This window comes from Lentzea sokolovensis (genome assembly GCF_033949975.1).
Taxonomy (GTDB): domain Bacteria; phylum Actinomycetota; class Actinomycetes; order Mycobacteriales; family Pseudonocardiaceae; genus Lentzea; species Lentzea sokolovensis.
The window spans coordinates 808790-835359 of sequence record NZ_JAXAVU010000009.1 but is presented as its reverse complement, the minus strand read 5'-3'; the positions used below and the strand labels follow the sequence as shown (position 1 = coordinate 835359).

The 26570-nt window shown below is 67.1% G+C and carries 33 protein-coding genes, 4 tRNA genes and 1 pseudogene; 9 read left to right on the top strand and 29 right to left on the bottom strand.

Annotation, left to right across the window (positions count from 1 at the left end):
* Positions 1-533: 533 nt before the first annotated feature.
* Both rplL and rplJ read right to left on the bottom strand, forming a co-directional pair.
* Positions 534-917, bottom strand: a complete 384-nt coding sequence (rplL, locus tag SK854_RS21650) for a 50S ribosomal protein L7/L12 (protein WP_090065888.1) — start codon at positions 915-917, stop codon at positions 534-536.
* A gap of 56 nt (positions 918-973) precedes the next feature.
* Positions 974-1528, bottom strand: coding sequence for a 50S ribosomal protein L10 (gene rplJ, locus SK854_RS21645; protein ID WP_319976896.1), 555 nt, complete (start codon positions 1526-1528; stop codon positions 974-976).
* 238 nt (positions 1529-1766) lie between these two features.
* On the opposite strand from rplJ, the gene SK854_RS21640 reads away from it, so the two are divergent.
* On the top strand, positions 1767-2477 hold the full coding sequence (locus tag SK854_RS21640; protein ID WP_319976895.1) for a hypothetical protein: 711 nt from the start codon (positions 1767-1769) through the stop codon (positions 2475-2477).
* On the opposite strand, the gene SK854_RS21635 is transcribed toward SK854_RS21640, so the two are convergent.
* Complete coding sequence (locus tag SK854_RS21635) at positions 2474-3316, bottom strand: NAD(P)-dependent oxidoreductase (RefSeq protein WP_319976894.1); 843 nt, start codon at positions 3314-3316, stop codon at positions 2474-2476. The genes SK854_RS21640 and SK854_RS21635 overlap by 4 nt on opposite strands.
* An 84-nt stretch (positions 3317-3400) precedes the next feature.
* Between SK854_RS21635 and SK854_RS21630 the strand changes: the two genes are divergently transcribed.
* Positions 3401-4372, top strand: a complete 972-nt coding sequence (locus tag SK854_RS21630) for a helix-turn-helix domain-containing protein (protein WP_319976893.1) — start codon at positions 3401-3403, stop codon at positions 4370-4372.
* 63 nt (positions 4373-4435) lie between these two features.
* Here SK854_RS21630 and rplA read toward each other — a convergent pair whose 3' ends face one another.
* The 12 genes from rplA to SK854_RS21570 all read right to left on the bottom strand — a co-directional run bounded on the left by rplA (position 4436) and on the right by SK854_RS21570 (position 12320).
* On the bottom strand, positions 4436-5146 hold the full coding sequence (gene rplA / locus SK854_RS21625; RefSeq protein WP_319976892.1) for a 50S ribosomal protein L1: 711 nt from the start codon (positions 5144-5146) through the stop codon (positions 4436-4438).
* Between the two features lie 77 nt (positions 5147-5223).
* Complete coding sequence (rplK, locus tag SK854_RS21620; protein WP_030478269.1) at positions 5224-5658, bottom strand: 50S ribosomal protein L11; 435 nt, start codon at positions 5656-5658, stop codon at positions 5224-5226.
* An 86-nt stretch (positions 5659-5744) separates the two neighbouring features.
* Positions 5745-6557 carry a transcription termination/antitermination protein NusG gene (gene nusG / locus SK854_RS21615; protein WP_319976891.1) on the bottom strand — a complete coding sequence of 271 codons (813 nt, stop codon included), beginning with the start codon at positions 6555-6557 and terminating at the stop codon, positions 5745-5747.
* A gap of 40 nt (positions 6558-6597) precedes the next feature.
* Positions 6598-7011: a preprotein translocase subunit SecE gene (gene secE / locus SK854_RS21610; RefSeq protein WP_319976890.1), complete on the bottom strand. Its 414-nt coding sequence runs from the start codon at positions 7009-7011 to the stop codon at positions 6598-6600.
* A gap of 37 nt (positions 7012-7048) precedes the next feature.
* A tRNA-Trp gene (locus tag SK854_RS21605) sits at positions 7049-7121 on the bottom strand.
* A 236-nt stretch (positions 7122-7357) separates the two neighbouring features.
* Complete coding sequence (locus SK854_RS21600; RefSeq protein ID WP_319976889.1) at positions 7358-7765, bottom strand: MaoC/PaaZ C-terminal domain-containing protein; 408 nt, start codon at positions 7763-7765, stop codon at positions 7358-7360.
* Positions 7762-8211, bottom strand: coding sequence for a MaoC family dehydratase N-terminal domain-containing protein (locus tag SK854_RS21595; protein ID WP_319976888.1), 450 nt, complete (start codon positions 8209-8211; stop codon positions 7762-7764). Before SK854_RS21595 ends, SK854_RS21600 begins: the two co-directional genes overlap by 4 nt.
* A gap of 72 nt (positions 8212-8283) precedes the next feature.
* Entirely contained in the window at positions 8284-8448 is a 165-nt protein-coding gene (rpmG, locus tag SK854_RS21590) for a 50S ribosomal protein L33 (RefSeq protein WP_319976887.1), read from the bottom strand.
* An 88-nt stretch (positions 8449-8536) separates the two neighbouring features.
* A tRNA-Met gene (locus SK854_RS21585) sits at positions 8537-8609 on the bottom strand.
* A gap of 43 nt (positions 8610-8652) precedes the next feature.
* Positions 8653-8728, bottom strand: a tRNA-Thr gene (locus SK854_RS21580).
* A gap of 74 nt (positions 8729-8802) precedes the next feature.
* Positions 8803-11409 (bottom strand): putative bifunctional diguanylate cyclase/phosphodiesterase, encoded by a 2607-nt coding sequence (locus SK854_RS21575; RefSeq protein WP_319976886.1) that lies wholly within the window; start codon positions 11407-11409, stop codon positions 8803-8805.
* 158 nt (positions 11410-11567) lie between these two features.
* Positions 11568-12320: a PhzF family phenazine biosynthesis protein gene (locus tag SK854_RS21570; protein WP_319976885.1), complete on the bottom strand. Its 753-nt coding sequence runs from the start codon at positions 12318-12320 to the stop codon at positions 11568-11570.
* A gap of 29 nt (positions 12321-12349) precedes the next feature.
* Here SK854_RS21570 and SK854_RS21565 point away from each other — a divergent pair, with 29 nt between their 5' ends.
* Both SK854_RS21565 and SK854_RS21560 read left to right on the top strand, forming a co-directional pair.
* Positions 12350-13168: a GNAT family N-acetyltransferase gene (locus SK854_RS21565; protein WP_319976884.1), complete on the top strand. Its 819-nt coding sequence runs from the start codon at positions 12350-12352 to the stop codon at positions 13166-13168.
* Between the two features lie 138 nt (positions 13169-13306).
* On the top strand, positions 13307-13516 hold the full coding sequence (locus SK854_RS21560; RefSeq protein WP_319976883.1) for a hypothetical protein: 210 nt from the start codon (positions 13307-13309) through the stop codon (positions 13514-13516).
* Positions 13517-13626: 110 nt separating this feature from the next.
* Here the strand turns inward: SK854_RS21560 and SK854_RS21555 are convergent, their stop codons facing one another.
* The 3 genes from SK854_RS21555 to SK854_RS21545 form a co-directional block, all read right to left on the bottom strand.
* Entirely contained in the window at positions 13627-14052 is a 426-nt protein-coding gene (locus SK854_RS21555; RefSeq protein WP_319976882.1) for a carboxymuconolactone decarboxylase family protein, read from the bottom strand.
* 78 nt (positions 14053-14130) lie between these two features.
* The gene (locus tag SK854_RS21550) at positions 14131-14865 is read right to left on the bottom strand and encodes an SDR family NAD(P)-dependent oxidoreductase (protein WP_319976881.1); all 735 of its coding nucleotides are present in this window, start codon (positions 14863-14865) and stop codon (positions 14131-14133) included.
* On the bottom strand, positions 14862-15680 hold the full coding sequence (locus SK854_RS21545; RefSeq protein ID WP_319976880.1) for an NAD(P)-dependent oxidoreductase: 819 nt from the start codon (positions 15678-15680) through the stop codon (positions 14862-14864). Before SK854_RS21545 ends, SK854_RS21550 begins: the two co-directional genes overlap by 4 nt.
* An 83-nt stretch (positions 15681-15763) precedes the next feature.
* On the opposite strand from SK854_RS21545, the gene SK854_RS21540 reads away from it, so the two are divergent.
* Positions 15764-16117: a winged helix-turn-helix transcriptional regulator gene (locus SK854_RS21540; RefSeq protein ID WP_319976879.1), complete on the top strand. Its 354-nt coding sequence runs from the start codon at positions 15764-15766 to the stop codon at positions 16115-16117.
* On the opposite strand, the gene SK854_RS21535 is transcribed toward SK854_RS21540, so the two are convergent.
* The 3 genes from SK854_RS21535 to SK854_RS21525 form a co-directional block, all read right to left on the bottom strand.
* The gene (locus tag SK854_RS21535) at positions 16107-16793 is read right to left on the bottom strand and encodes a hypothetical protein (RefSeq protein WP_319976878.1); all 687 of its coding nucleotides are present in this window, start codon (positions 16791-16793) and stop codon (positions 16107-16109) included. The two genes, SK854_RS21540 and SK854_RS21535, sit on opposite strands and share 11 nt — an antisense overlap.
* Before the next feature lie 79 nt (positions 16794-16872).
* Complete coding sequence (locus SK854_RS21530; protein ID WP_319976877.1) at positions 16873-17538, bottom strand: protein phosphatase 2C domain-containing protein; 666 nt, start codon at positions 17536-17538, stop codon at positions 16873-16875.
* 98 nt (positions 17539-17636) lie between these two features.
* Positions 17637-17717, bottom strand: a tRNA-Tyr gene (locus SK854_RS21525).
* 120 nt (positions 17718-17837) lie between these two features.
* Here SK854_RS21525 and SK854_RS21520 point away from each other — a divergent pair.
* Complete coding sequence (locus SK854_RS21520) at positions 17838-18329, top strand: YajQ family cyclic di-GMP-binding protein (RefSeq protein ID WP_319976876.1); 492 nt, start codon at positions 17838-17840, stop codon at positions 18327-18329.
* A complete protein-coding gene (gene rfbA / locus SK854_RS21515; protein WP_319976875.1) occupies positions 18326-19198 on the top strand; it encodes a glucose-1-phosphate thymidylyltransferase RfbA in 873 nt (290 codons plus the stop codon). The genes SK854_RS21520 and rfbA overlap by 4 nt, the downstream gene beginning before the upstream one ends.
* On the opposite strand, the gene htpX is transcribed toward rfbA, so the two are convergent.
* Genes htpX through SK854_RS21495 form a run of 4 tightly spaced genes read right to left on the bottom strand, consistent with a single transcriptional unit; the run spans position 19195 to position 21463 of the window.
* On the bottom strand, positions 19195-20058 hold the full coding sequence (htpX, locus tag SK854_RS21510; protein WP_319976874.1) for a zinc metalloprotease HtpX: 864 nt from the start codon (positions 20056-20058) through the stop codon (positions 19195-19197). The genes rfbA and htpX overlap by 4 nt on opposite strands.
* Before the next feature lie 18 nt (positions 20059-20076).
* The gene (locus tag SK854_RS21505; RefSeq protein WP_093606362.1) at positions 20077-20529 is read right to left on the bottom strand and encodes a 4Fe-4S binding protein; all 453 of its coding nucleotides are present in this window, start codon (positions 20527-20529) and stop codon (positions 20077-20079) included.
* Entirely contained in the window at positions 20526-21056 is a 531-nt protein-coding gene (locus tag SK854_RS21500; protein WP_319976873.1) for an NADH-quinone oxidoreductase subunit C, read from the bottom strand. The genes SK854_RS21505 and SK854_RS21500 overlap by 4 nt, the downstream gene beginning before the upstream one ends.
* On the bottom strand, positions 21053-21463 hold the full coding sequence (locus SK854_RS21495) for an NADH-quinone oxidoreductase subunit B (protein WP_319976872.1): 411 nt from the start codon (positions 21461-21463) through the stop codon (positions 21053-21055). The genes SK854_RS21500 and SK854_RS21495 overlap by 4 nt, the downstream gene beginning before the upstream one ends.
* A gap of 224 nt (positions 21464-21687) precedes the next feature.
* On the opposite strand from SK854_RS21495, the gene SK854_RS21490 reads away from it, so the two are divergent.
* On the top strand, positions 21688-22719 hold the full coding sequence (locus tag SK854_RS21490) for a LysR family transcriptional regulator (protein ID WP_319976871.1): 1032 nt from the start codon (positions 21688-21690) through the stop codon (positions 22717-22719).
* Positions 22720-22745: 26 nt separating this feature from the next.
* On the opposite strand, the gene SK854_RS21485 is transcribed toward SK854_RS21490, so the two are convergent.
* The 4 genes and pseudogenes from SK854_RS21485 to SK854_RS21470 all read right to left on the bottom strand — a co-directional run bounded on the left by SK854_RS21485 (position 22746) and on the right by SK854_RS21470 (position 25550).
* Positions 22746-22895 carry a hypothetical protein gene (locus SK854_RS21485; RefSeq protein ID WP_157512956.1) on the bottom strand — a complete coding sequence of 50 codons (150 nt, stop codon included), beginning with the start codon at positions 22893-22895 and terminating at the stop codon, positions 22746-22748.
* 149 nt (positions 22896-23044) lie between these two features.
* A pseudogene (locus SK854_RS21480) lies at positions 23045-23395 on the bottom strand (transglycosylase SLT domain-containing protein); the annotation flags it as partial.
* 930 nt (positions 23396-24325) lie between these two features.
* The gene (locus tag SK854_RS21475) at positions 24326-24703 is read right to left on the bottom strand and encodes a hypothetical protein (protein WP_319976870.1); all 378 of its coding nucleotides are present in this window, start codon (positions 24701-24703) and stop codon (positions 24326-24328) included.
* Between the two features lie 10 nt (positions 24704-24713).
* Positions 24714-25550 (bottom strand): phosphotransferase family protein, encoded by an 837-nt coding sequence (locus SK854_RS21470; RefSeq protein WP_319976869.1) that lies wholly within the window; start codon positions 25548-25550, stop codon positions 24714-24716.
* Positions 25551-25616: 66 nt separating this feature from the next.
* On the opposite strand from SK854_RS21470, the gene SK854_RS21465 reads away from it, so the two are divergent.
* On the top strand, positions 25617-26567 hold the full coding sequence (locus SK854_RS21465; protein WP_319976868.1) for a GNAT family N-acetyltransferase: 951 nt from the start codon (positions 25617-25619) through the stop codon (positions 26565-26567).
* The last annotated feature ends 3 nt before the right edge of the window (positions 26568-26570 follow it).

Genomic DNA, 26570 nt, shown 5'->3' with positions numbered 1-26570 from the left:
GTGACCTCGCAAAACGGTCACGAGCCCCTAGACCACTGCCCGCCAACCGATAATTACGAGACCAATGTGACCCCAAACACAGACCACCGCGAAGCCGAAGGCGAGCCGTCCTTACCGAACGGGCCCGGCGGTGGGTCCCGTCACGAGTCGCACCACAGCACTTGCTGCATGCGTGAAGGGGTGTCAAACGGACACGCTTTTCGTCCGTTTGACACCCCTTCACGCATGTGGCCCGCTCTTGGTGCGGCTCGTGACGGGACCCACCGCCAACGCACCCAAACTACGAAACAGGCAGCCGCCCAACGCAACAGGCGTGCCATCAACCCACGCGTGGCGCGGACCCCCCCCGATCAGATTGCCGGGGGTCTGGGGGCAGAGCCCCCAGGGGAAGCACGCAACGCAAGCAGGCCGCCCGCAAGGCGACCCACAACACAAAGCCGCGGAACGCAAAACGGGCGTGCACCCCCAACAAAGGGGATACACGCCCGTTCAAGCACTACAAGGCAAAACGCCAGCCCCAACAGGGGCTGAGATCACTTGACGGTGATCTTGGCGCCCGCAGCCTCGAGCTTCTCCTTGGCGGCGTCGGCAACGTCCTTCGCCACGCCCTCGAGGATCGCCTTCGGAGCCGACTCGACGAGCTCCTTGGCCTCCTTCAGGCCCAGACCAGAGACGACCTCGCGGACGACCTTGATGACCTGGATCTTCTTCTCGCCGGCGGACTCGAGGACGACGTTGAAGTCCGTCTGCTCCTCGGCCTCTTCGGCAGCCGCGGCGGGGCCGGCGGCAGCAACGGCGACGGGCGCCGCGGCGGTGACCTCGAAGGTCGTCTCGAACTGCTTCACGAACTCGGACAGCTCGAGGAGGGTCATCTCCTTGAACGCGTCGAGCAGCTCTTCGGTGCTGAGCTTCGCCATGATCGGCGGTCCTTTCTAATCTCCCGCGCGAAAGCGTCGGGCGTGTCTTTGGGTGATCAGCTTTCGGCGGGAGCGTCGGCTTCGGCGGCGGGAGCCGCGGCGGCCTTCTTCTCCTGCAGGGCAGCAGCCAGGCGAGCGACCTGGGAAGCCGGGGCGTTGAACAGACCCGCGGCCTTGGCCAGGTTGCCCTTCATCGCGCCCGCGAGCTTCGCGAGCAGCACCTCACGGGTTTCGAGGTCCGCGATAGCGGCGACCTCGTCGACCGAGAGCGGGCGGCCATCCATGTAGCCGCCCTTGATGATCAGGGCCTTGTTGTCCTTCGCGAAGTCGCGGATCGCCTTGGCGGCGTCCACGGGCTCGCCCTCGACGAACGCGATGGCGGTCGGACCGGACAGAAGAGCCTCGAGGCCCTCCACACCGGCGTCCGCGGCAGCGAGCTTGACGAGCGTGTTCTTCGCGACGGTGTACTTGGTGCCCGCGCCGAGAGCGCGACGCAGCGTGGTGAGCTGCGCCATGGAGAGGCCACGGTACTCAGTGACAACCGCTGCCGAGCTGGTGCGGAACGAATCCGCGAGCTCAGCGACCGCCGTAACCTTCGTGGGCTTCGCCATGATCGCCTCCTCTCTGGGCTGGGTTAGACCCGGTGAGAAGGCTCCGAAACAACAAAAACGCCCTCGCGCACAAGCAGCACGGGGCGTCGTAAGACTGACCTCGTCCTCCCTGCGCGGGCCGCCCGTGTTGCAACGGGGCCTTCGCTCTCCCTGGGGAGAACACCTGCGGTCTTCGGTAGAACCAGGCAAAACAGTACTCGACTGTGTACCGCCGTTCCAAATCGGCATGATGTGACCTGTGACCGACGAGCCCGGCAAGGACCTCGCGCCCCGCCAGCCGCAGCAGCCGCAGCCGCCCGCCCCGCAGGTGGATCCGGAGCAGCTGCGGCAGTTCCAGGAGTTCCAGCGCTTCCAGGAGTACCAGCGCTACCAGGAGGCGACGGGCCAGGCACCCCAGGCCCCGAAGCAACCCGGCGGCAAGCGCTGGTGGCTCGTCGTGCTCGGCAGCAGCATCTTCTGGCGGGCGCTGTTCTTCCTGCTCGTCGTCTTCTCCGCGGTCTGGGCCTACAACCACTTCTTCGGCGTCGACGATCCCGGCGACATCGCCAGCAACAGCGGCGGCGTGACGGGCGCGGCACAGGGTCTGGCAGCACCGGCCGGCCTGCAGGGCACCGTCGGCATGTTCTACAAGCACGTGTCGTTCGCCGACACGACCCGCGCCTGCACGCTCTTCCTGCGCGACGACACCCGGCAGAAGTTCGCGAACGCCCAAGGTGCAAGCGATTGCGCGGCCGCGGTCAAGACCCTGAAGTCCAAGGTCACCAGCGTCGACAAGTACCAGCAGGTCATGTTCCCGCCGGACATGCTCAAGACCCCGACCACCACCAAGGTCACCATCGACTCCTGCGCCCTGACCGTCGAGGGCGGCCCGCGCCTCGGCACGTTCGTCGTGGAGAAGATCAACGCGGGCTGGGTCATCACCGACTGGTCCGAAAGCACCTGCAGCTAGAACGACTCGACGGCGCGGGCGAGGCTCTCCTCCCCGCGCCCTTCGGCAACCTGCCGATCGACCAGCGCCTTGAACGCGTCGAGCCCGGCGAACGGCACACCCTGCGCCTCAGCCGCACGGATCAACGTGGCCAGCCCGGACTGGTTCATCGCCAGGCTCGACTCGCCACCGGCGTAACTCCCGCCGTCGATCTCCCCCGCGAACATGGTCAGCGCAGGCTGAAGATCGGTCAACCACGACAACAACATCGGCGTGAGCTCACCGGCCTCGATCCCGTTGGCCCGCGCCAGCGCTGTCGCGTGCAGGAACCCGCCGAGCAGCCCGTACATCCCGGACAGGATCGCCACGTCGTACCCGGAGGCACGACCGGCGTCATCCCCGAGGAACGTGACCTTTCCCAGCTCCGCCAACGACTTCTGCCACTGCTCGTGCACAACCGCGGATCCGCTGTAGATGATCGACGACGCATCGGTGCCGATCGTCTGGGGCACCGCGTACACCGCGCCGTGCAGGTACTCGGCCCCGTTCGCCGCAGCCCACCCAGCCAGCTCGCGAGCGTCGCCAGGAGTGCCGGAGGTGAGGTTCACCAACGCCTTCCCGCGTACGTCCACGCCAGTCAGAACCTGTTGTGCCGCTTGATGATCGAGCATCGCGACGACCACGAGCCCACTCGCCGCCACCGCGTCCGCCGCGGTGCCGGCGACGGTCGCCGCGAGTCCCTCGGCCTTTGCGGCAGAACGGTTCCAGACCGTCACAGCACGGTCCGCGCGCAGAAACGTCTCCGCGAGCGCGCGTCCAAGATTGCCCAGCCCCAGCACGGTGATCGCTTCAGAAGTCATGGGTCCAGCTTCGCCGCGCGTGATCAACTCAACCAGTGACCGGAATGACCCCTGTCACCAAATTCCTGCCATAGGCTGGATCCCATGAGTGCCGGCTCCGTCGCCCTGATCGTGCCCAGCGACTTCGGCGTCGCCGACCTCTACGAGCTGGGCATCCCCGCCGCGGTCTTCGGTACGCCACAACCCGACCTCGCCGACCCCTGGTACGAGTTGTGGTTGTGCGGAACCGGATCCAGCACGCGAGGCACCGGTCCCGGATTCACCCTGCACACCACCCACACCCTCGATGACGTCGTGCACGCGGACACCGTCTTCGTGTCGTGGGTGCCGGAAGAGGTGATCGAGGACAACGCACCCGTGCCACCAGAGCTGGTCTCCGCACTGCGCAAGGCCCACGACAACGGTGCGCGGATCGTCTCCCAGTGCGTCGGGGCCTACGCACTGGCCGCTGCCGGCCTGCTCGACGGTCGCAGAGCGACCGCGCACTGGATGCACACCGCTCTGCTGGCCGAGCGCCATCCGAAGATCGAGGTCGACGACTCGGTGCTCTACGTCGACGAGGGGGACGTGCTGACCAGCGCGGGAATGACCGCCGGGCTCGACCTCTGCCTGCACCTGGTGCGCCGCGACCTGGGCGCCCACGTCGCCGACCAACTGGCCCGCCGGATGATCGTGCCGGGACACCGCCCGGGAAGCCGGAGCCAGGTCATCGACCTGTCGGTCCCGCCGGACAACAGCGAAAGTCTGGAATCGGCACTCGACTGGGCACGCACCCGTCTCGACGAGCCGCTGACCATCGACGACCTGGCCCGCAGGGCCGCGATGAGCCCGCGGACCTTCTACCGCAAGCTCCAGGCCGCGACCGGCACGACACCGTTGCAGTGGCTGCTCAACGAACGCGTCGCGCGGGCGCAGGCGTTGCTGGAATCCACCAGCCTGTCCGTGGAGAAGATCGCGGGCCTGAGCGGCATCGGCACGGCCAACAACCTCCGCCACCACTTCCTGAAGCTGGTGGGGAAGTCCCCGAGCGACTACCGGCAGACGTTCCAGCACTGAGACAGCAGAAAGGCCCCCGGCGAACCGGGGGCCTTTCTCAGCTAGCTAACGAACCGGGGAGGCTCAGGCCTCGTCCACCAGCAGGTTGCGGGTGCGGTTCGGGTCGACCGGGATGCCAGGACCCATCGTCGTGGAGACGACGACCTTCTTGACGTACCGGCCCTTGGCCGCGGACGGCTTCGCGCGGAGGATCTCGTCCAGCGCGGCCGCGTAGTTCTCGACCAGCTTCTCGGAGTCGAACGACACCTTGCCGATGACGAAGTGCAGGTTGGCCTGCTTGTCAACGCGGAAGTTGATCTTTCCGCCCTTGATCTCGTTGACGGCCTTCGCGACCTCGGGGGTCACGGTGCCCGTCTTCGGGTTCGGCATCAGGCCACGCGGGCCCAGGATGCGGGCGATGCGACCGACCTTCGCCATCTGGTCGGGGGTCGCGATCGCGGCGTCGAAGTCGAGCCAGCCACCCTGGATGCGCTCGATCAGGTCCTCGGAGCCAACGGCGTCCGCACCGGCGGCCTCGGCCTCAGCGGCCTTGTCACCGGTTGCGAAGACGATCACGCGGGCGGTCTTGCCCGTACCGTGCGGCAGATTCACGGTGCCGCGGACCATCTGGTCGGCCTTGCGAGGGTCGACGCCGAGGCACATCGCGACCTCGACGGTCGCGTCCAGCTTCACCTTGGACGTTTCCTTGGCGAGCTTGGCGGCCTCGAGCGGCGAGTACAGCCGCTCCCGGTCCACCAGCTCTGATGCGGCCTTGTAGGCCTTGCTGCGCTTCATAACTCTGTCCTTCGTGGATCAGTTCGTGGTGAATGAGCCGCGCTCGGCTCTCCCACGCTTGCTAAAAGAGGGTGTGGTCAGCCTTCGACCGTGATGCCCATGGAACGGGCGGTGCCGGCGATGATCTTCGCGGCCTGGTCGATGTCGTTCGCGTTCAGGTCGACCATCTTGACCTGGGCGATGCTGCGCACCTGCTCCATGGTCACCTTGGCGACCTTGACGCGGTGGGGCTCGCCCGATCCCTTGTCGACACCAGCGGCGGCGAGGATGAGTCGCGCGGCCGGAGGGGTCTTCAGCTTGAAGTCGAACGAGCGGTCTTCGTACACGGAGATCTCAACCGGCACGACCTGACCGCGCTGCGACTCGGTCGCGGCGTTGTAGGCCTTGCAGAACTCCATGATGTTGACGCCGTGCTGACCCAGCGCGGGACCAACGGGAGGCGCCGGGTTGGCGGCACCAGCCTTGATCTGCAGCTTGATGATCGCTGACAGCTTCTTCTTCTTGGGAGGCATTGTCCGTACTTCCTGTTATTGCAGTGTCCGCGCGCGGCTCTGCCAGCCGCAGCGTGGCCGATCGGTCATCCGGTGAAGGAGACCGCTCAGATCTTGGAGACCTGGCTGAACGACAGCTCGACCGGCGTCTCCCGGCCGAAGATCGACACCAGGACCTTCAGCTTCTGGCCGTCCGCGTTGACCTCGCTGATGGTGGCGGGCAGCGTGGCGAACGGGCCGTCCATGACGGTGACCGACTCGCCGACCTCGAAGTCGACCTCGATGGTCGGCTTCGACACGGTGGTGGAGGCGGCCTTCTTGCCCTCGGCCGGCTTCTGCTCCTGCTGCGGGAGCAGGAACTTCAGCACCTCGTCGATCGTGAGGGGCGAGGGCTTCGAGGTGGCTCCGACGAACCCGGTGACGCCCGGCGTGTTGCGGACGGCGCTCCAGGACGCGTCGGTGAGCTCCATGCGGACCAGGATGTAGCCGGGCAGCACCTTGCGCTGCACCAGCTTGCGCTGGCCGTTCTTGATCTCGGTGACCTCTTCGGTCGGCACCTCGACCTGGAAGATGTAGTCCTCCATGTCGAGCGTGTGGATACGAGTCTCGAGGTTCGCCTTGACCTTGTTCTCGTAACCCGCGTACGAGTGCACGACGTACCAGTCGCCGGGCGCGCGGCGCAGGGCCTGGCGCAGCTCTTCGGCGGGGTCCTCGGGCTCTTCGTCGATCGGCGTCTCGTCGATCGCGAGAACGTCGCCGTCCTCGGAGGCGACGGCCTCGTCGGACTCGTCCGCGGTGTCAGTGGCCTCGGAGTCCACAGCCTCCGACTCGACCGTCTCGTCGGCAGCGGTGTCCTCGGACACCTCGTCGTCGATGAGGTCGGTCTTCTCCTGGGCGTCGACGCCGTTATCGGAGGTCACTGTGGATCTCGCTTCCTGATTGCAGCGGCAGCTGTGCGGCTTAGCCGAACAACTCGAAAACAGCCGCGCCGAAGCCGAGGTCGAGAGCCCACACCAGCGCAACCATGAAGACCACGAACACCAGCACGACGCCGGTGTAGGTGACGAGCTGCTTGCGCGTCGGCCAGATCACCTTGCGGAGTTCGCTGACGACCTCGCGGAGGTAGCGGAAGCCTCGCCCGATCAGCGAGGGACGCTTCTCCTGCCCTTCACGGGTCTTGGTCGGGCGACCCTTCTTCGCGTCCTCGTCCGACTCCTCGGACTTGGCGACGCTCTTCTTCGACTCAGCGCTGCTGCCGTCCTTGCGGGCGGCCGGGCGGGAGGAGGCACGACGTTCACGTCGCGCCGCAGCAGTGGACGGCCGGACAGCGCCTTCGCGCTCCTCCGGCTGGTCCTGCTCGCGGCCCTCGCTCATGCCGTGCCTCCACTCCACCCATGACGCGCTTCGACAGCAGGGGCGACAGGACTTGAACCTGCAACCTGCGGTTTTGGAGACCGCTGCTCTGCCAGTTGAGCTACACCCCTTTGAGACCCCAGCTGGGATCCCCTGGCCAAGCAGGAAGTGTACGGGAGCCTGTCCCGTCCATTCCAACCAGACCGCTCAAGCACTTGCCGAGCGGCCTGTCGCACAGCCTACCCACACGCCGGCGGAGAAGACGAATCAGGGTCGTGCAACCGAGGTGCCGACCGGACCCGAATCTCCCTTGAGCACCACAAACACCACCGGACCGGATCGCCCGGTGGTGTTCTTGATCACAAGATCAAGCGACGCGCACGCGGGCGAAAGCGCCTGTCAACACCGACTTGCCCTCAAAAGCCGCGGTGATGTTGACCTTCACAGTTCCGTCCTCGAAGTCCTTGGTGACCTTCGCCGTGACCTCGACCAGCGCGCCCTCGTCGTCGTTGGGCACCACGACGGGCCTGCCGAACCGGCAGCCGTACTCGACGATCGCACCGGGGTCGCCGATCCACTCCGCGACGATCCGCGAGGCCACGGCCATGGTCAGCATGCCGTGCGCGATCACGTCCGGCAGGCCGACGTCCTTCGCGGTCTTCTCGTTCCAGTGGATGGGGTTGAAGTCCAGCGAGGCGCCCGCGTAGCGGACCAGGTCGTCGCGCTTGAGGCGCACGGACAGCGCCGGCAGTTCCGTTCCGACTTCGACGGTCACGCGTCTTCTCCCCTCACGACGAGCATCGACCTGGCGGTGGTGACGGGCTCGCCGTCCACCGTGGTGATCTCGGTCCGCACGGTCACCATGTCGTTGCCCATGCGGGACGTGATGGCGTCGATGTGCGCCACGCACACGAGCTGGTCGCCCGCGGTGATGGCGCGGTGGTGCGTGAAGTTCTGGTCGCCGTGCACGACGCGGCTGTAGTCGAGCTTCAGCTCCGGGTCGAACATGACGGTCTCGTTCGTCTTCATCGACACGACGATGGCGAACGTCGGCGGCGCGATGACGTCCTTGTGCCCCAACGCCTTCGCGGCTTCCGCGTCGAGGTAGGCCGGGCTGGTCGCGCCGATCGCCTCGGCGAACTCGCGGATCTTCTCGCGGCTCACGTCGTACGGCTGCGACGGCGGATAACTGCGTCCGATGAAAACGGGGTCGAGAGGCACCGAGTGAGCCTATATGCGACGAGGCCCGCCCCACGGATGTGGGACGGGCCTCGTCGAAGAGTGGCTACGCGCTCAGCGGGTTTCCTTGTGCGAGCGGTGCGTCTTGCAGTTCGGGCAGAACTTCTTGATCTCCAGGCGGTCCGGGTCGTTGCGACGGTTCTTCCTGGTGATGTAGTTCCGGTGCTTGCACTCCTCGCACGCGAGGGTGATCTTCGGGCGTACGTCGGTTGCAGCCACGGTCCTTGCCTTCCTGAGAGCGCACTTGCCCCGGCCTCAGATTGAGGCACCCGGTGCGGGCTTACCGCCCGGCGGGGATCCTGCTGAGTAGCGGTGGCCGGACTTGAACCGGCGACACAGCGATTATGAGCCGCTTGCTCTACCAACTGAGCTACACCGCTTTACACAACTACAAGCCGCAGCGCTCAGCACTGCGGCCAGTAGTGGAGCCCCTTTACGGAATCGAACCGTAGACCTTCTCCTTACCATGGAGACGCTCTGCCGACTGAGCTAAAGGGGCTTGCTCTTTCGTTCTTGCCGAGCGAGGAGAACTCTACAACACGCGGCAACCAAGAACGAAATCCGGGGGTCCTCTTAGTGGACCAAGGTGAGCACCGTCTCATCGCGAGCACCCCTGACCTGCACCGTTCGGGCGCGCAGCCAGGCCTCGAAGCGATCTTCGGACAGCGGTCGCGAGATCAGGTAGCCCTGAGCCACGTCGCAGCCCATGCCCACCAACTGATCCCGCGCGGCGTCGTCCTCGACGCCCTCGGCGACGACCACGAGACCGAGCGAGTGCCCGAGCTCCACGATCGACCGGACCACGGCCATGTCGCCGAGATCCGTGCCCATCCCGAGCACGAACGACTTGTCGATCTTCACCTCGTCGACCGGCAACTGCCTCAGGTAGGCCAAGGACGAGTAGCCGGTGCCGAAGTCGTCGACCGCCAGCACGACGCCTATCGCGTGCAGGCGCCGCAGCACCGGCAGAGCGCGCTCAGGATCGGCCATGACGCCGGACTCGGTGAGTTCGAAGGTCAACAGACCCGACGGCACGTCGTGGCGCTCCAGGGCGGCCTCGACGCGATTCGGGAAGTCTTCGTCGCCCAAAGTGCGAACCGACAGGTTGACCGCGATGGACATCCGCAGCCCGCGGTCGAGCCAGCGGCGCACGCGTTCCAACGCTCGATCCATCACGAAGTCGGTCAGCACGTCCACGAGACCGGTGGCCTCGACGGCGGGCACGAACTCGTCAGGGTCGACGCGGCCGAACTCCGGATGTGTCCAGCGCACCAAGGCTTCGGCGCCCACGACCTGACGTGACGGCAGGGCGACCTTCGGCTGGTAGTGCACCGAGATCTGGCCGGTCTCGACGGCCTGGCGGAACTGCGTCACGAGCTGGAAGCGGCGCAGGAACAGGTGGCCCATCGACGGCGCGTAGGCCTTCACCGGCGTGCCTTCGGACGTCGCGCGCACGGCGACATCCGCCCGCTGCAGCAACGCGTCGGGATCCGGGTCCTCGGTCTCGGAGTCCGCCTTGGACGCGTAGCCGACGACCGCGGAGGCCTCGACGGTCAGCCGGTCGACGGGGTACGGCACGGAAAGCCCCGCACGCAACCGTTCCGCGGTCTCGTGGGCGGTGGCCGCACGCTCGTCGTCGAGGTACGCGGCGAACGCGCCACCCTCCAGGCGAGCCAGCGGCACGTCGGCGCCGAGGGCGTCCCGCAGCCGGCGCCCGGCGGCGACGACCATCCGGTTTCCCCAGGCCTGGCCCAGCGCGTCGGAGACGGTCGACAGGATGTCGAGGTCGATGCGCAGCACCACACCGCTCTGGGACTCGCGCAGCGGCTCGGCGCAAGCCTCGCGGAAGCCGGGCCGGTTCAGCAGACCCGTCAGCGGGTCGTGGTAGGCGTCGTGGCGCAGGCGGGCCAGCAGCCGCCGGTTGTCGACGGCCGTCGCGAGGTGCGAGGCCAGGGTCCTGAGCAGCTGGATGTCGGCCTTGCCGAAACCACGCCAGCGGGACAACCGGTCGTGCGCCTCGACGGCACCGAGAAGCTGGGTCGCGCCGCGCAACGGGACGACCAGTGCTTCCTGCGCATCACGGCGCAGCAGGGCCTCCGTGACGTCCTCGGTCGCGTCGGCCACGCGGTAGTAGCGGACGTGCGTGCCCGGCAGTTGCAGAACGGGGTCTTCGCGGACGGCACGCGGGTCCGTCGCGGTCATCTCGTCGGGCAGCGGTTCGCCGGCGACGAGGGTGATCATGGCTTCCTGCGGATCGGTGCGCAGGCGCAGCACGACCCTGTTGGCGTTGAGCTGCTCGCGGATGCGTTCCGCGATGAGCTGCCACTCGTCCTCTTCGACGCCGGTGGTGAGGTCGTCGTCGGGCTGACGCGGGCCGGTGCCGTGCTGTCCCGACCTCGCGACACGGAGGCTGACCTCGCTCAGGGCCTCCAGGTCGCGCTGTTCGCGCAGCAGCCCGGAGTAGGCGAGATAGGTGGCCACGATGCCCGCGAGCACCAGGATGATGAGGACGCCGCCCCAGTCGGTGGTGGCGACGATCTGGTAGCCGACGAGGCCGATCGAGGTGTTCAGCAGCGCCACGACCAGCGTCTGCAACACGAGACGAAGGCTGTTGCCGACGCGCATCGACTTGCCCATGAGGCGCAACGCGCAGAGGCCCAGCACGCTCGCGAGGAGCGGCACGGTGATGGTTCCGACGAACGCGCCCGCCCAGAACGGACCGCCGGCGCCGATCATCCGGTTCACGGCCTCGGCGGCGGCGAACGCCACGGAGATCTCCATGAACATGAGGCCCGCGTTGTAGACGGCCCTGTCCAGGATCCGCCTGCCGAGCAACGTGCCCACGCCCGCGACGACGTGCGCGGCGAGCACGATCTCGAACGGCGCCACCAGCAGGCCCAGTACCAGCGGGATCTCGGTGAAGGAGATCGTCCACGCGACGCCGCTGCGGACGTCGACGTTGATCGCGAGCTGTTCCGCCAGCAGAAAGCCGACGACGAGCAGAGGGCCGATCCAGAAGAGAGAGGGCGTCTCCCTCTCGGGGAGCCAGATCGCGACCATGGCCGCGCAGGCGATGCCGGCCACCAGAAGGGTGACGGCGAACGCGCTGAACGCGCGGTTGGTCGACTTGGCCGACCAGGCGGCCGAGTCCGACACGGGGGCCGACGCTCGGTCGGACATCCAGCCTCCTCGTCGGCCTGGGTGGGGGTACCTCTAGGCGTGACTGAGGGGTCCCGCACTTCGCGATCAGGACCCCTCCAGGGGCACCAATGTACCCCGCTCGGGGGACGAAATGGCAGGTCGAGCACGTCTAGTGACATCGATTCACCCAGACGTGGCTACACGGCGAGGTGTCCCCGGAGCACCGTCACGGCCTGCCCCGAGAGCAGTACGCGATCTTGCGCGAGGGTGGTCCTGACGACCCCTCCGCGTGGCGACGCCTGCTCCGCCAGCAGGTCAGCCCGCTTGAGCCGAGGCACCCAATAGGACGCAAGGGTGCAGTGGGCCGATCCGGTGACGGGGTCCTCCGGGATGCCGACGGCCGGATAGAAGCACCGGCTGACGATGTCCGCGTCGCCGTCGCCGGCGGCCGTCACGATTACTCCGCGTGACGAGATTTGTGCCAGTCCTTGGACATCAGGTCGCAAGGATCGGACTTCCGCGGCACTCCCCAACTCGATCAGGTAGTCGAAGCGCCCGCGCGACACGGACTTGATCGTCGCATGTGGCAGCGCTTCCGCTAGACCGATTGGCGGGTCAGTCAACTCTGGAGGGTCCGCGGGGAAGTCCATGCGGACCCATCCATCGTCATTTGCGCATGTGAGCACCCCACTACGCGTGGTGAACGCCTGCTCTCCACCCAGGACGTGCGCGGTGGCGAGGGTGGCGTGCCCGCAGAGGTCCACCTCGACCTCGGGCGTGAACCAGCGGAGGTGGTTGTCCGGGGTGACGAAGGCCGTTTCGGCGTGCTTCATCTCCGCGGCGACGTGCTGCATCCAGGCGTCGTCGCGCGGCTCGGTGAGGAGCACGACCGCGGCGGGGTTGCCCGCGAAGGGCCGGTCGGTGAACGAATCCACGACGAAGATCTCCACAGCCCGACCCTGCCATGCTCAGATGGGGCGTGACCGAGATTTTCTCTTACCGCGAGACAGATCCGGACTCCCTACTCCTCACCTGGGGCGCCCACCGCACGCACAGCCTGACGTGGCAGCCCGGCTGCGACCTGCCGGCGTTGCTCGACGAGTGGGAGACCCGCCTCACCGGCCTGGACGACCCGGAGACCGTGGCGATCGTGACCGTGCCGAGCCACGAGACCGCGGCCGCGCTGCCGTTGGTGCACCACGGCTTCGCGCCGCTCACGGTGGTCGCCGAACGCCTTGCCGGACGTTCCTCCGCGGCGCGGCCGTCCGGGGTGCGCATCCGTCCCGCGACCTCCGCCGACCTGGACGTCGCCGTCGAACTGAACATGCACACGGTCCGGTACGACGCGGCGTTCGGTCTGGTCACCGAACGCCCGAACACCGCGGAGCACCTGCGGATCGCGCTGGCCGAGGTGCTCGGCCGCGACCACGAGGCGATGTGGCTCGCCGTCCTGGACGACACGCCCGTCGGCATGATCTACGTCGACATGCCGCAGGACGCGGGATGGATCGAGCGGTTCGCCACGGCGCGCCCGTTCGCGTACCTCGGGCATCTCGGCGTCCGGCCGGACGTGCGCGGCAGCGGAGCGGGCAGCGCTCTCGCGGCGCACGCGCACGCCGTTCTGGACGACGCCGGCGTGGCGTCGACGCTGCTCCACCACGCTCTGCCGAACCCGCGGTCGACTCCGTTCTGGTACTCGAACGGCTATCGGCCGAGCTGGACGACCTGGGCGCGCCGTCCCGCGTTGCGCTCTTCTTCCGGCGTGTCTTCGCAACCCGATCGGCCTAGTGGGACATGATCTACCCGTTCACACAAGCGAAGAAGCCAAACGAACCCGTACTTGTGGAACGGATCCGGCCTCCATATCGACAAAGGGGACAACGGATTCGAACACTCCTGGGGGGTCGAGATGGAACTCAGCGGAAGAGCGAGAGCGATGCTGCGGGCTGTCGCCGCGGGACGCGCCGAGGTCACAGGCGGGGTCGAACCCGATCTGTACGTCGACGGACTGCCCTGCTGCGACCAGATGGCGACGCATGACCTCGTGCACGCGGGACTGCTGCGCCCTTCGCAGCCAACGAGCTTCGGCCTTCGCGTCTGCGCGGAACTGACCGACGACGGCCGGGCGGCACTCGCCGCGATCTGATCGGCGTGTTGATCGCCCAGTGATCGAACATCTGTTCGATATGGGGTATGCTCCGCGCTGAAGCCGGCACGCAAGAGAGAGGAAGCTCTTGCGCGCCGGCTTCACCTTTTTCAGGCCACCTTCTGCTGCGTGGCAACGTTCATGCGGTTCCACAGGTTGATCGCGCCGATGGCGATCACGAGACCCGCGAGCTCCTCCTCGCTGTAGTGCTTCGCCGCCTCGTTCCACACGTCATCGCTCACGTGCACGTGGGTGATCTGCTCGGCGAGCGCGAACCCGGCCTTCTCGGCGTCGCTGTAGTACGGCACGTCCCGCCACCCCGCGACGGCGTAGACCTTCTCGTCCGCCACGTTCGCCTGGCGCAGCAGCTTGGTGTGGTAGTCGATGCACATGCCGCAGCCGTTCATGATGCTGACCCGCAGGCAGATCAACTCGACGTAGTCCCCGTCCAGACCCGTCCTGGCCGCGGCTTCCGACAGGTCCAGCAGCGCCTTCATCGCGCCGGGCACGGACAAGATCGGGTTGGCGATCCTCATCTTCGTTCTCCTTCGTCGTCTTCTGCCTGGTCGACCCGGCAGCCGGCGAAGGTGTGACAGGTTGCCCGAAGATTCTTCCTAGGCGCTGATCCCCTGGCCCAGTCCGCCGTCGACGGACAGGTCGGCGCCGGTCGTGAAGGTGGCGTCGAACGCCAGGAAGAGCACGGCGTCGGCGACCTCGTCCGCGGTGCCGTGCCGCTTGAGCGGCGTGATCCGGTCGCCCTCTTCCTTGAACCGCTGGAGGGTGTCCTCCGGCACGCCCGTGACGCCCATCGACGGGGTGTCGATGAAGCCGGGGCTGACCACGTTGACCCTGATGCCACGAGGCGCGAGCTCCGCCGCGAACGACCTGCCGAACGACCGCACCGCGGCCTTCGCCCCGGAGTAGGCGCTCATCCCCACGGCGCCACCGGTCTGCGCGATCGACGTGGTGAAGACGATCGAGCCGCCGTCCTTGATCAGCGGCGCGAGCTTCTGCGCGGTGAAGAACGCACCCTTCGTGTTCACGTCGAACGTGCGGTCGTAGTCGTCCTCGGTGACGTCCGGAATCTCGACCAGCGTCGCGTACCCGACGTTGATGAAGAGCAGGTCGATCTCGCCGAGTCGTTCGCTCACCTGCTGCTTCAGCTCGGTGATGTCGTCGAGGCTCGCCGCGTCCGACGCGATGGCGTGCGCCTTGATGCCCTCGGCCTTCTCCGTGCTGCGCCCGGTGAGCAGCACCTCGGCGCCACCCTCGATCAGCTTGTCGACCGTCGCGCGCCCCATGCCGTGCGTGCCGCCCGTGACGACGGCCTTCTTCCCCAGGTACTTCACTTGCGGATCTCCTCGATGACGCTCGCGATGCTGTGGTTGCCGTGTCCGTTGCGCTGGGCGCGTTCGAACAGGTCGTGCAGGGCCTTCGGGATGGTGGCGTCGAGACCCTGTTCCTCGTTGGCCTCGGTGAGCAGCCGCAGTCCCGACACGTTGATGTCCAGCGCGGACACGTCGGTCTCGTAGTCGCGGGTCTGGGTCACCGCGCCCATCTCGGGCAGGAGAGTGCTCATCTCGTTCAGCCAGCTCATGGCCATCGGCGTGAACTGCTCCGGCTTGATGCCCTCGGAGCCCATCAGCGCGACCGCCTGCAGGTAGCCGCCGAACGTGGCCCACATGATGCCGAGCAACGCCAGGTCGTGGAGAGCGGCGAGTCCCGCGTCCTCGCCGACGTACACCGGCTCACCGAACGCCTGCAGCACGTGGTGGTTCTCGTTTCCGCTGAAGAAGATCCTCGCCTGAGGCGTGCGAATCTGCTGCGGCACAGCCATGATCACGCCGTCGACGTACTCGACGCCGTTGTCCTTCGCCCACTGAGCGGTTCGCCTGGCTTGCTCCGGCGTCCCGGACGTGAGGTTGACGAGGGTCTTGATCTCGTTGGTGAGCAACGGTTGCTGGACGTCGTACGTGGGCAGGCAGGTGACGACGACGTCGCTCTTGAACGCTTCTTCCGGTGTGGCAACACTTCTGGTGTTCTCGAGCACCTTCGGCGTGCGGTTCCACACGGTCACTTCGTAGCCCTCTTCGACGAGGGCCTTGGCGAGCGCGCTGCCCATCCGGCCCAGGCCGAGCACGCTCACGGTCTTCTTGATCCCCATGCCGTGAATGCTCGTTCTTATGCTGACTGGACGACAAGTACCTACTATTTTGTCAGGTACCCACCTTTTGGTAAGGATCCTGGATGAAGCCACGGCAGTACGCGTGCGGCCTCGACGCGGCGATCGACGTGATCGGCGGCCGCTGGAAAGCACTGATCCTTTGGGCCCTGCACCACGGCCCGGTGCGCACCGGCGAACTGCGCCGCTCCGTGTCGGGCATCAGCGAGAAGATGCTCATCCAGGTGCTGCGCGAGATGGAAGCGGACGAGATCGTGCACCGCGAGGTGTTCCACGAAGTACCGCCGCGCGTCGAGTACTCACTGACCCCGCTGGGCGCGCGGCTGAACGAGGCGCTGCTTCCGTTGGGAGACTGGGGCGAGAACAACATGACGGCGATCGCGCACCGCCGCGGGGTGGAGCCGGCGCCTAGGCATTGAGCAGGGGGATCGCCCACTGCGGGACCTCGGTCCCTGCTTGCCTCGCGGCGTCGCCCAGGCGGATCCGGACGGACCGGGGCAGCCGGGCCACGTCGAGCCGCTGCCTCTCCCGGCCGTCGCCACCGAGAACGTGCCGGACGGCACCCGCGTAGTGCGGTTCTGCGGCGCGCGAATCCTTCAACGCAGCGCCGATCTTCGAGATCGGCACGCCACGCAGGAGCAGTCCGGGAATCTCCTCGTGCAGGTGCTCACCTCTGCCGGAACCTCGCCACACCAACAGTTGCAGCACCTTGGTGACCGGATCAGCGCTGTCGAGCAGCTTGTGCGCGTGAGCGATGAGGCTGGAGTCAGCGGTCCGCCGCACCGGCCGGAGCATGCGCCGCGTCGTCCACGTCAGCGCGGGCGGGACCGCGGCGACCCACTCCGGGCAGCTCGGTAGATCGTCCTTCCTGTCCAGCCAGCGCAGCAACGCCTCCTCGTCGACGAGGATCGCGTGACCACCCCATCCGTGCCAGGCGAGCGCGCCGCCGCGGTGGAAAACAACCACGGCAAGCACTTCCCGCCGTGCGCCGAGAAACTCGAAGCGGACATCACCCAGGCACGCGCACACCGTTCCCGGCAACGACTTCACCGCCATGGCAGCGCGCAGACCGTCGTCCAGCACCGCCTCGACCATCTCGTCGGGCCAGCTGACCTCAGCGAAACGAACGCTCGATGCTTTCCTCAGAACGGCGTCGAGCGCGTGCAGCCGGTCGTCACCGATCGAGATAGACGACAGTGGCGTCGTCGGAAATCTTCTTGCGAGGCCAATCGACGGCCTTGGCGTCTTCCTTTTCGACCGCGCGCATTCTGCGGATGAGGTCGTCCGGCCCGTTCGCGGCCATCAGTTCGAGCGCCTGACGCCAATCGAAGAGATTGAACAGGTCGACCGCACGCGCGGCACCGTCGGAGAGGATCGCAACGCGCCGCACGTCCGCCAACGGCACCTCACCGGTGAACGCGTGCTCGACGTCCACGGCCTTCGCACCAGCCGTGCGCCGCGTCTGCGTATCGCTCACCACGAGCAACTCGCCCTTGATGTCGACCACGACCGTGGCGTCCCCGAGAACCAGGTACCGCAGCACGTCACCCTTGGTCTGCACCATCGCGATCGCCACGCTGGGCGTGTCGGGATGATCGAGGTCGCACGTACCGGAGTGCAGCTCAGCGGCCTGCGCGATCGCTTCCTTCAGCGCCGCGGCCGGGTCGAGGTGGGCGAACCGCAGGATCTCGCCGGAGAGCTGGTCGGCGAACCAGCCGACCCCGTGCTCGCAACCGGTCTCGGGCTTCGCTGTCACACCGTCGAGCACGGCGACCAGGTTCGGGCCGACGAGCGCGCGGTCCTCGCTCGGTGCCGTTGTCCGGCCGGCTTCGGTAGCCATCTGCGTACGCACTGAGATCCCCCTCGGTCCGACACGACGATACGAAGATACGACGATGGGCCCCTGACCAGTCCGGTCAGAGGCCCATCAGTCCTGCGTGGCGGGTAGAGGATTCGAACCTCTGTAGCTTTCGCGACGGATTTACAGTCCGCTCCCATTGGCCGCTCGGGCAACCCGCCCCACACCGCCGTAACGGTGCGGGCAGAACAATACATAACCCCTTCGGGAGGCCCCAAATCGGGGTACCCCAGTAGCATCGACGCTGGCTGTGAACCCCGAGATCGTTGAGGAGTGAAGTCGTGGCGGACCCGTCGTTCGACGTGGTGAGCAAGGTGGACCGGCAGGAGGTCGACAACGCGCTCAACCAGGCCTCCAAGGAGCTGAGCACGCGCTTCGACTTCCGCGGGACCAACACCACAGTGGCCTGGGCCGGCGAGGAGGCGATCACCTTCACCTCCGAGACCGAGGAGCGCTGCAAGGCGGCGATCGACGTCTTCCAGGAGAAGCTGGTGAAGCGCAACATCTCGATGAAGGCGTTCGAGATCGGTGAGCCCGCGGTGTCCGGCAAGGTGTTCAAGGTCACGGGAAACCTCGTGCAGGGCATCACGTCCGAGAAGGCCAAGGAGATCGCCAAGAAGATCCGCGACGAGGCGCCCAAGGGCGTTCAGGCGCAGATCCAGGGCGACCAGTTGCGGGTGTCCGGCAAGAAGAAGGACCACCTGCAGGACGTCATCGCACTGCTGAAGGGCTCTGACTTCGGCATCGCCATCCAGTTCACCAACTACCGGTGAAGGGGATCGTCCTCGCCGGTGGCAGTGGGACGCGCCTGCACCCGATCACGCAGGCCGTCTCCAAGCAGTTGCTGCCGGTGTACGACAAGCCGATGATCTACTACCCGCTGTCGGTGCTCATGCTGGCCGGCATCCGGGAAGTGCTGATCATCAGCACTCCCACCGACCTGCCGCAGTTCCGGCGGCTGCTCGGCGACGGTTCCCAGTGGGGCATGAGCTTCTCCTACGCGGAGCAGGCCGCGCCGAACGGGCTCGCGGAGGCGTTCATCATCGGCGCTGACTTCGTCGGTGGCGACGACGTGGCGCTGGTGCTGGGCGACAACATCTTCTACGGCCAGGGTTTCTCCACCACGCTGCAGCAGCACGCGTCCTCTTTGGACGGCTGCGTGCTGTTCGGGTACCAGGTGAAGGACCCCGAGCGGTACGGCGTGGGCGAGGTCGACGCGACCGGCAAGCTGTTGTCCATCGAGGAGAAGCCCGCCAAGCCGAAGTCGAACCGGGCGATCACCGGGCTCTACTTCTACGACAACGGTGTGGTGGACATCGCGCGGAGCCTCAAGCCGTCGCCTCGTGGCGAGCTGGAGATCACCGACGTCAACCTCGCGTACCTGAACGAGGGCCGGGCGCAGCTCGTGGACCTGAGCCGCGGGTTCGCGTGGCTCGACACCGGCACGCACGACTCGCTGCTCGAGGCCGGGCAGTTCGTGCAGGTGCTGGAACACCGGACCGGCGTGCGCATCGCGTGTCCCGAGGAGATCGCGCTGCGCATGGGCTTCATCTCCGCCGACGAGTGCTACGCGCTCGGCGAGAAGCTCGGCAAGTCCGGGTACGGCGAGTACCTCATGGCCGTGGCGACGGCAGGGCGTTAGCGCCGGGCCATCTCTTCGAGCCTGCGGATGCGGTCGGCGATCGGCGGGTGGGTCGAGAACCACTTCGAGAACTGGTCCCCCGAGCGGAACGGGTTCGCGATCATCAGGTGGCTCTGCGACACCACCTCCGGCTCCGGTGCGAGCGGCGCCGCCCGCGTCCCCAGCTCGATCTTGCGCAACGCGTTCGCGAGCGACAGCGGGTCGCCGGTGAGTTCCGAGCCCGCCTGGTCGGCCTGGAACTCGCGTGAGCGGCTCACGGCCAGGCGCACGACGGTGGCCGCGATCGGGCCGAGCAGCGCGATCAGCAGCAGGCCGAGCGGGCCCGGTCCGTCGTCGTCGCCGTCACCGCCGCCGAAGATCCCGGCGAACAGGGCCAGGTTCGCGAGCATCGTGATCACGCCGGCCAGCGCTCCGGCCACGCAGCTGATCAGGATGTCGCGGTTGTAGACGTGCGCCAGCTCGTGGCCGAGCACGGCGCGCAGCTCGCGTTCGTCGAGCAGGTCCAGGATGCCCGTGGTGCAGCACACGGCGGCGTTGCGCGGGTTGCGGCCCGTCGCGAACGCGTTCGGTGCGGCGGTCGGGCTCAGGAAGAGCCTGGGCATGGGCTGGCGTGCCTTCTGCGACAGCTCCCGCACGATCGCGTAGAGCACTGGCTGCTCCACCTGCGACACAGGTACCGCCCGCATCGCGCGCAGCGCGAGCTTGTCCGAGTTGAAGTACGCGTAGGCGTTCACGCCCAAGGCCAACAGCAGGCCGATGACCAGTGCGGTCCGGCCGAACAGGCTGCTGATCAGCACGATCAGCGCGCTCATCCCGCCGAGCAGCACGGCCGTCTTCAACCCGTTGAAGTGCTTGTGCACGGTTTTCGCCTCCGGGTTTTACGTCCTACCCCTCAACGAACCAGGCCGTCGTCCGGTTCCTGTCGCCGTTTCGGGTGCCGCCTCCGCGGCCGGGTCGAGCTGGGGCGGCGGCGGCACCTTCTCGACCCATGTGGACAGCACGTCCCGTTCGTGGACGAGCTCCGCGACGGCGCCCTCGCCGTCGATCGAGCCCGTGCCCGGATAGCCGAACTCCGGCGCCCAGTGCAGGGCGTCGAACGGGCAGACCTCGACGCAGATGCCGCAGTACAGACACTGGCCGTAGTCGATCGCGAACCGGTCGAGCACGTTGCGGCTGCGCGGGCGGGCGCTGCCGGGCTGCTCTTCGACCTCGGTGTGCGACGTGATGTGGATGCACCAGTCAGGACACTCGCGCGCGCAGATCATGCAGACCGTGCAGTTGGCCTCCAACAGCGCGATGACGCCCCTCGTGCGTGGCGGAAGGTTCGTCACGACGTGCTCTCCTCTTCGCGGCGCGGGCCCCAGGACGGGTCCGGAACGCCAGGTGGTGCGGTGCGGCGGCGGCTCGGGGCGCTCGTGTTGTCCTCGCCCGGTTCGAGGGCGCCCGGCCACGGACGCACGACGCGGGAGGCCAGCACGAAGTCCTTGCGCAGCGGGTGGCCCTCGAAGCTGTCGGGCAGCAGCAGGTGCTCGGGTTCGCCGTCGACGGTGATGCCGAACATCTCCGCGGCCTCGCGTTCGTGCCAGCGCGCGCCCTTCCAGAGGTGGGCGACGCTCGGCAACGCGTCGGTCTCCGCGATCTCGGTGCGCAGCATGACGCCCTCGCGCGTCCGCGGGTCGATGACGTGCAGGAACACCGCGTGGCGCTGGCCTGCTGCGCCCGGCCGGCCCGCGTCCTCGACGCCGAGCCAGTCGAACATCACGAAGCCCTGGTCGTGGTGAGCCGCAGCCGTGGTGAGCCAGTCGGCGAGCTCCACGTGGTGGACGGTCTGGCTGAACGCCGTCTTCGGGGTGCTCACGCGTTCACCAGTCCATGCAGCGCCTTGAGGCCTTCGAGCAGCGCTTCCGGCCGCGGCGGGCAGCCGGGAACGGCCACGTGGACGGGCAGGGCCTGGTCGATCCCCTTGGTGACGCTGTAGGAATCCCAGTACGGGCCGCCGGTGTTGCTGCAGGCGCCCACGGAGATCACGTAACGGGGTTCGGGCATGGCCTCGAAACTGCGGAGGACAGCAGGCAACATGACGTCCGTGACGGTGCCGGAGACAACGAGAACGTGCGCCTCGCCCGCGCCGTCGACCGGCGTGACGCCGAGGTCGGAAAGGCGGTCGAGAGCTGCCATCACTTCGACTCCGCAGCAGGCGAGTCCGAGTTCGAGCACGGTGACCTGGTAGGTGGTGCCCCAGTCCAGGCGAGCGGAAGCCGTCACAACGGCTGAGGGTAATACTTGGGGGCCCACCGGCTTGCGCTGGCGGACCCCCACCCCCCAATGATTCCCCCCGGAATCGGCTCCCACGCGTGGTCGCCGCGGATAGTTTTGTACACCCGCGCTATAAGTGTCCAGGGATTTGCCGACAGGATCTGCAGATAATTTGTCGGCGAAATGCGGTCAAGTTCAGTTCAACTGATCGGCAGAACATCAGAGAGGGTCCCATGTCCGGCTCGTCCCAGTTGGTGCTTCCCACCAGCACCTCGCTGCACCGTTTGCTGAACATGCCCGGTGCTCTACTGGATACCACGATGGACCAGCTCAGGACCCTGCTGACCGTGCACGAGACCCGTTCGGCCCTACGCGCCGCGAGGGCGTTGGGACGAGAGCAGTCGAGTGTGCAGAAGCAGCTCGACACGTTGAACAGGAACTTCCTGGAACTGTGCGGCGAAGCGCTCGTGGTGAAGCAGGGACGCGGAAAGGACGTGCTGTTCACGCCGACTGGTGAGTCACTCGTCGAATTGGCGCGAGAGACGCTCGCGGAGTGGCTCGACGGAATTCACGAGTGCCGTCGCAAGCTCGGCACGACCGTCACCGTGGGCACGACGCGATACATGCTGGACACGCTCGCGAAGGCGTGGCACCACGTGTCGGACGAGTTCCGCGAACGCGACGTGGACCTCAAGGTCGTGCACATCCGCACCAAGGACATCTGGACGAAGCTGGAGACGCGCGAGGTCGACGTCGTGTGCGGCAGCGTCGTGACGCGGGCCGGCGCGGGCTGGGAGCGGCCGGAGTTCGACGTGATCGAGTGGCGGCGCGGCGGCCTCGCGTTGCTGACGAACCTGCCGGAGACGGTTGTCGGCGACCGCGTGCGGGTACCTCAGCTGAGGTCGGTCCCGTTGGTCGTGCCGGGGGCGGGGCTGATCGCGGAGTTCCTGCGGGGCTGGTTCGGGCCGGACTACCGCCAGGGGCTCGACATCGCCGCTGAGATCGATGAGATCCAGTACGGCATCTCGCTGCTGCGCTCCAACCTCGTCCAGGGAGCCATGATCGTGACGTCTGGTTTGGGCGTGGTGGCGTCGAACAACGAGCTCCGGGAGGGAGGCGGCCTCCGGGTCGTTGAGCTCGCAGATGACTCAATGGAGCGGCTTGTGGGCGTTTTCGCCCGAACGGACGAACTGGCGAAGCATCCGGCGGACCATCCGCTGAACCTGCTGTGGTCGGCCTTCAAAGCAGAAGCGCCCCGGCCGTAGCCGAGGCGCTCTGCTGTCTTCTTTGCCTACTTCTTCGCGGGTGTCATGGCGTCGTGCTCAGGCCTGCGTTGCTCGACGTTGGGACGATGCTGGGCTTTGGCCATCTTGGCCAGCCAACTCGTCGCCTCCGAGCGGATCTTCTCCAGCTCGTCGTCGCGTGCCTGTTGCTCGTTCATCGGCCACTCCCTGCGTTCGGGGATCGCGTTCGATGGGAGCACTACCGGGCGTGTGCCCGCTAGGGCCGCCATGCTTGTGGGTGAACCTGTTTGACAGCATCGTCCGCCGATAGGTTTTGCGCACCCCCGACACGGCGATTTTGGCCTCTTTAGTACCCCCGGTACCCGCCACCGAGGCCCATGCTGACCAGACCGGGGTGGTTGTGGAAGCCGCCGTAGCGCGCGTAGGTGTAGCGAACGCCCGCGATGATGTTGTCGACCGGCGCGAGGATGTTGTCGTAGCCGGCCAGCTTGTAGGCGTTGAACGTCGGGTCGATGCACTGCATCAGACCCTTCGACGGCGTACCGCGCATCGCGTTGGAGTCCCAGTTGTTCACGGCGTTGGGGTTGCCGTTCGACTCCTTGATGATGATCGTGTAGATCTCGTCGACGCTGTTGTTGTCGATGTTGGTGCCGTTGGCCTGCAGGACCTTGATGGCGTCCCTGATCCAGCCCTCGACCTCGCGCTGCTTGGCGGGCTTGCGCATCTCGATCTGGCGCTCAGCCTCGGCCTTGGCGGCGGCCTCACGCTGGGCGTGCGCGTCCGCGGCGGCCTTGGTGGCCTGCTCGAAGGTCTGCTGCGCGTACATCTGCTGGAACTGCAGAAGGCGGCCGACCTGGTTGCCGGGGTTGACGTCGTGCACCGTCTGGATCGTCTTGACCTGCTGGTCGGGGAGAGCTCCCAGCTCGGCCGCGCCCGCGGCGAGTTCCGTCGAGGTGCCGCTGGTGGCGGCGTTGGCAATGGCTGCGGTGCCGGCGGCGACACCTGCTGCGACGACGATCGCGCTCACACGGTGAGCAAGCGGAACCTTGTCGTCCTCGACGCGGTGAGCGCCGGGTTTCACTTCTTGTTTGGGCACGACCGTGTACACGGTTCGGCCATCGGCTTTGCTGTGCCGGGCCAAGGGGGAGCCTCCTGCGTCGGGGAGCTTGGTCTCCGGCAAACCCGGGCGGGGGTTTCCGGGGGACTTTGGACCCTTGGTGCTGTGGTTCCTGTGTCCTGCCGGTGACCAAACCGTTATCGGCGGGCGAGAACGTAACCTCGCGTCACGAGCGCAGGCAAGCTTGAGCGCCCGATGGGTGACTCTCGTCACGTTTCCGATGGGTTGGGCTATCCGTTGCTGACAGACAGTCAACGAGCCTTGTGAGTCCTGCGTAAGTTCATCGTTGCCTCCTGACGAACTGGCGGAGCTGTCTGTTAGTTCGCTGCTAGCCCGGCTCTCGTTATGGGTTAAGTCCACGACCACGCGATCGAGTGATGCGGTCACGCTTCGTGGTCTTATTGGGGTGCGCGGTGCTGACCTGCGGGGACTTGATCGCTGGACAGCGTTTTTCTCGTTCTGGAGAGGGGTACGGAGAGGCCGCGTCCTCGGTTCACCCGATGTTGTGGGTTAACTCTTCCGCTTCTGCTCCAGTGCCTTCAGCACCCAGTCCGGGCTGTCGCTGGGGCTCTCGTTGAAGGCGATCGCGGCGTCCGGCTGATGCCAGTGCACGAGATTGACCACGGTCTGGAAGAGCTCCAGCAAACCCGGTCCCTTGCGGATGCCACCGCCGATCAGAACGGCGTCGTACTGCCTGCTTCCGAGTTTCTCGACGAGCTTGGCCTGAGCGCGGCCGTCCAGTTCCTCGAAGTCGATGAGGAAGAGGTCCTCGGTGAGTCCGAGCTCGGCGAACGCCTTGCTGCCCTGCTCGATGCCGGCGGCGACGGGCGCGGGGTCGAAGCCGGGAATGGTGTGGGGATCGAAGCCGATCGCGAGGATGGTGGGCACGCGTCCGAAGTTACTGCGGCCACCAGATGCCGGCCACGAGTTGTTCCAGGAGCGTCAGGACCCTCGCATGGTCGAAGGGCAGGTCGGCTATCAGGTGCGACGCCTCGCGCACCTCGCATTCCACGCGCAGGTCGTCCAGCGGGATCTCGGTCGCGTCGGCGATGGCTTCGAGCACGGCGTGCATGTGCGGGCCGCTGAACCTGGCCAGGAAGAACCAGTCGTCGAGCGGGTCGCCGAAGCGGGCCCACTCGAAGTCCAGCAGTGCGGTCAGCTCGGTGCCGTTCGCGAGCCAGTTGTCCCAGTGGCAGTCCGCGTGGACCGGGACGGTGTTCAGGGCGTGCTCCGGGGCGCGTGACGCGATCGCTTTGAGGCCGTCGAGCACGTTCGGCGGGACAACGCCCGCGAGTTTCTCCGTCTGGGCGACGAGTGCGTCCCTGCCGGTGAAGCCGCCGTGGTCCAGGACCTCGGCCAGGATCAGCCCGGCCGGTTCCGGGGGCGTCCAGGCGTGCAGGGCGTCGAGTCGTTCGATCGCCTGCCGGGCCAGGTCGAGTGCGGCCCGTTCGCCTGTGCCGGGGAGGTCCATGCCTGGCGCGGTGCCGGGGACGCGGGTGTAGACGGCATAGCGGACGTCGTGCCGCTGTCCGCTCGCCAGCAGCGGAGCCGTGAGGCCCGGCGGCAGGTGCGGCGCGAGTGCGATCTCCCGGTCCAGCCGTGAGTGGTCGTCCGCGGCGATGAGTTTCACCACGACGTCGGCACCCACGTACACGTGGTGCGAACGGCTGCTCACCGGTGTGAGCGGGCCAGGGTCGCGGCCGAGGGCCGATGTGGCGATGGCGCGTGCGTCCATGCTGTGAGGCTTTCACCTGGCCGAAACCGGGGCGACAGCCCGTGCGGGCCTGATTACGGTCGCCGCATGCGCGAAGGCCTCACGTGGCGACCTCTCACCCGCGACGACGCCCAGACGTCGGCCGACCTTCTCAACGCCATGGAGACCGCCGACAGGATCGGCGAGAACTACACCGCTGAGGACACGCTCACCGAGTTGGTCGATCCGTACGCGGACCTGGAACGGGCGAGCCTCGCGGCCTTCGACGGCGATCTCATGGTCGGCTACATGAAGATCCAGTACCGGCCGGCCGCCTCGGAGGTCCACCGCGTCTCGCTGGACGGGGGCGTGCACCCTCGTTACCGCCGTCAGGGCATCGGCACGCGGCTCGTGCGGGCCGGGATCGAGGCGGCGCACGTCCTGCACGCGCTGCATCACCCGGCGCTGAAGCTCGCGATCAACGTCCACAAGGCCGAGCACATCGCGGGCCTGCCCGAACTTCTGCGCTCCCACGGCTTCACCCCGGTCCGCTACTACCAGCGCATGGAGCACACGCTCCGCGACGTGGAGGCGCCCGACGGGTCGCGGATCGAGCCGTGGTCGGAGGCGACCGACGAGGAGTTCCGGCTCGTGCGGAACGAGGCCTACCGGGAGAACTGGGGCTCTGTGCCGATGCCCGTGGAGCTGTGGAAGAACAAGGTCACCAACCAGACGTTCCGGCCCTCGGTCAGCTTCCTGCGGCGCGATGCCGGCGGGACCGCGGTCGGTGTGTTGGTGACGCTGAGCTGGGAGGCCGACACGGAGGCCACCGGGATTCGCGACGCACACTTCATGGTGCTGGGGACGTTGCCGGAGCACCGGAAGCAGGGGGTCGCGAGTGCGTTGACCGGGCACGCGCTGCGGGCCGCCGTCGATCAGGGCTACGACCGTGCGCTGCTGAGCGTGGACTCGGCGAACTCGTCCGGAGCGTTCGGCATCTTCGAGAAGGCCGGCTTCTCGGCGACGATGCGGTACGTGCGGTGGGCGCTGGAGGCCTGAAGG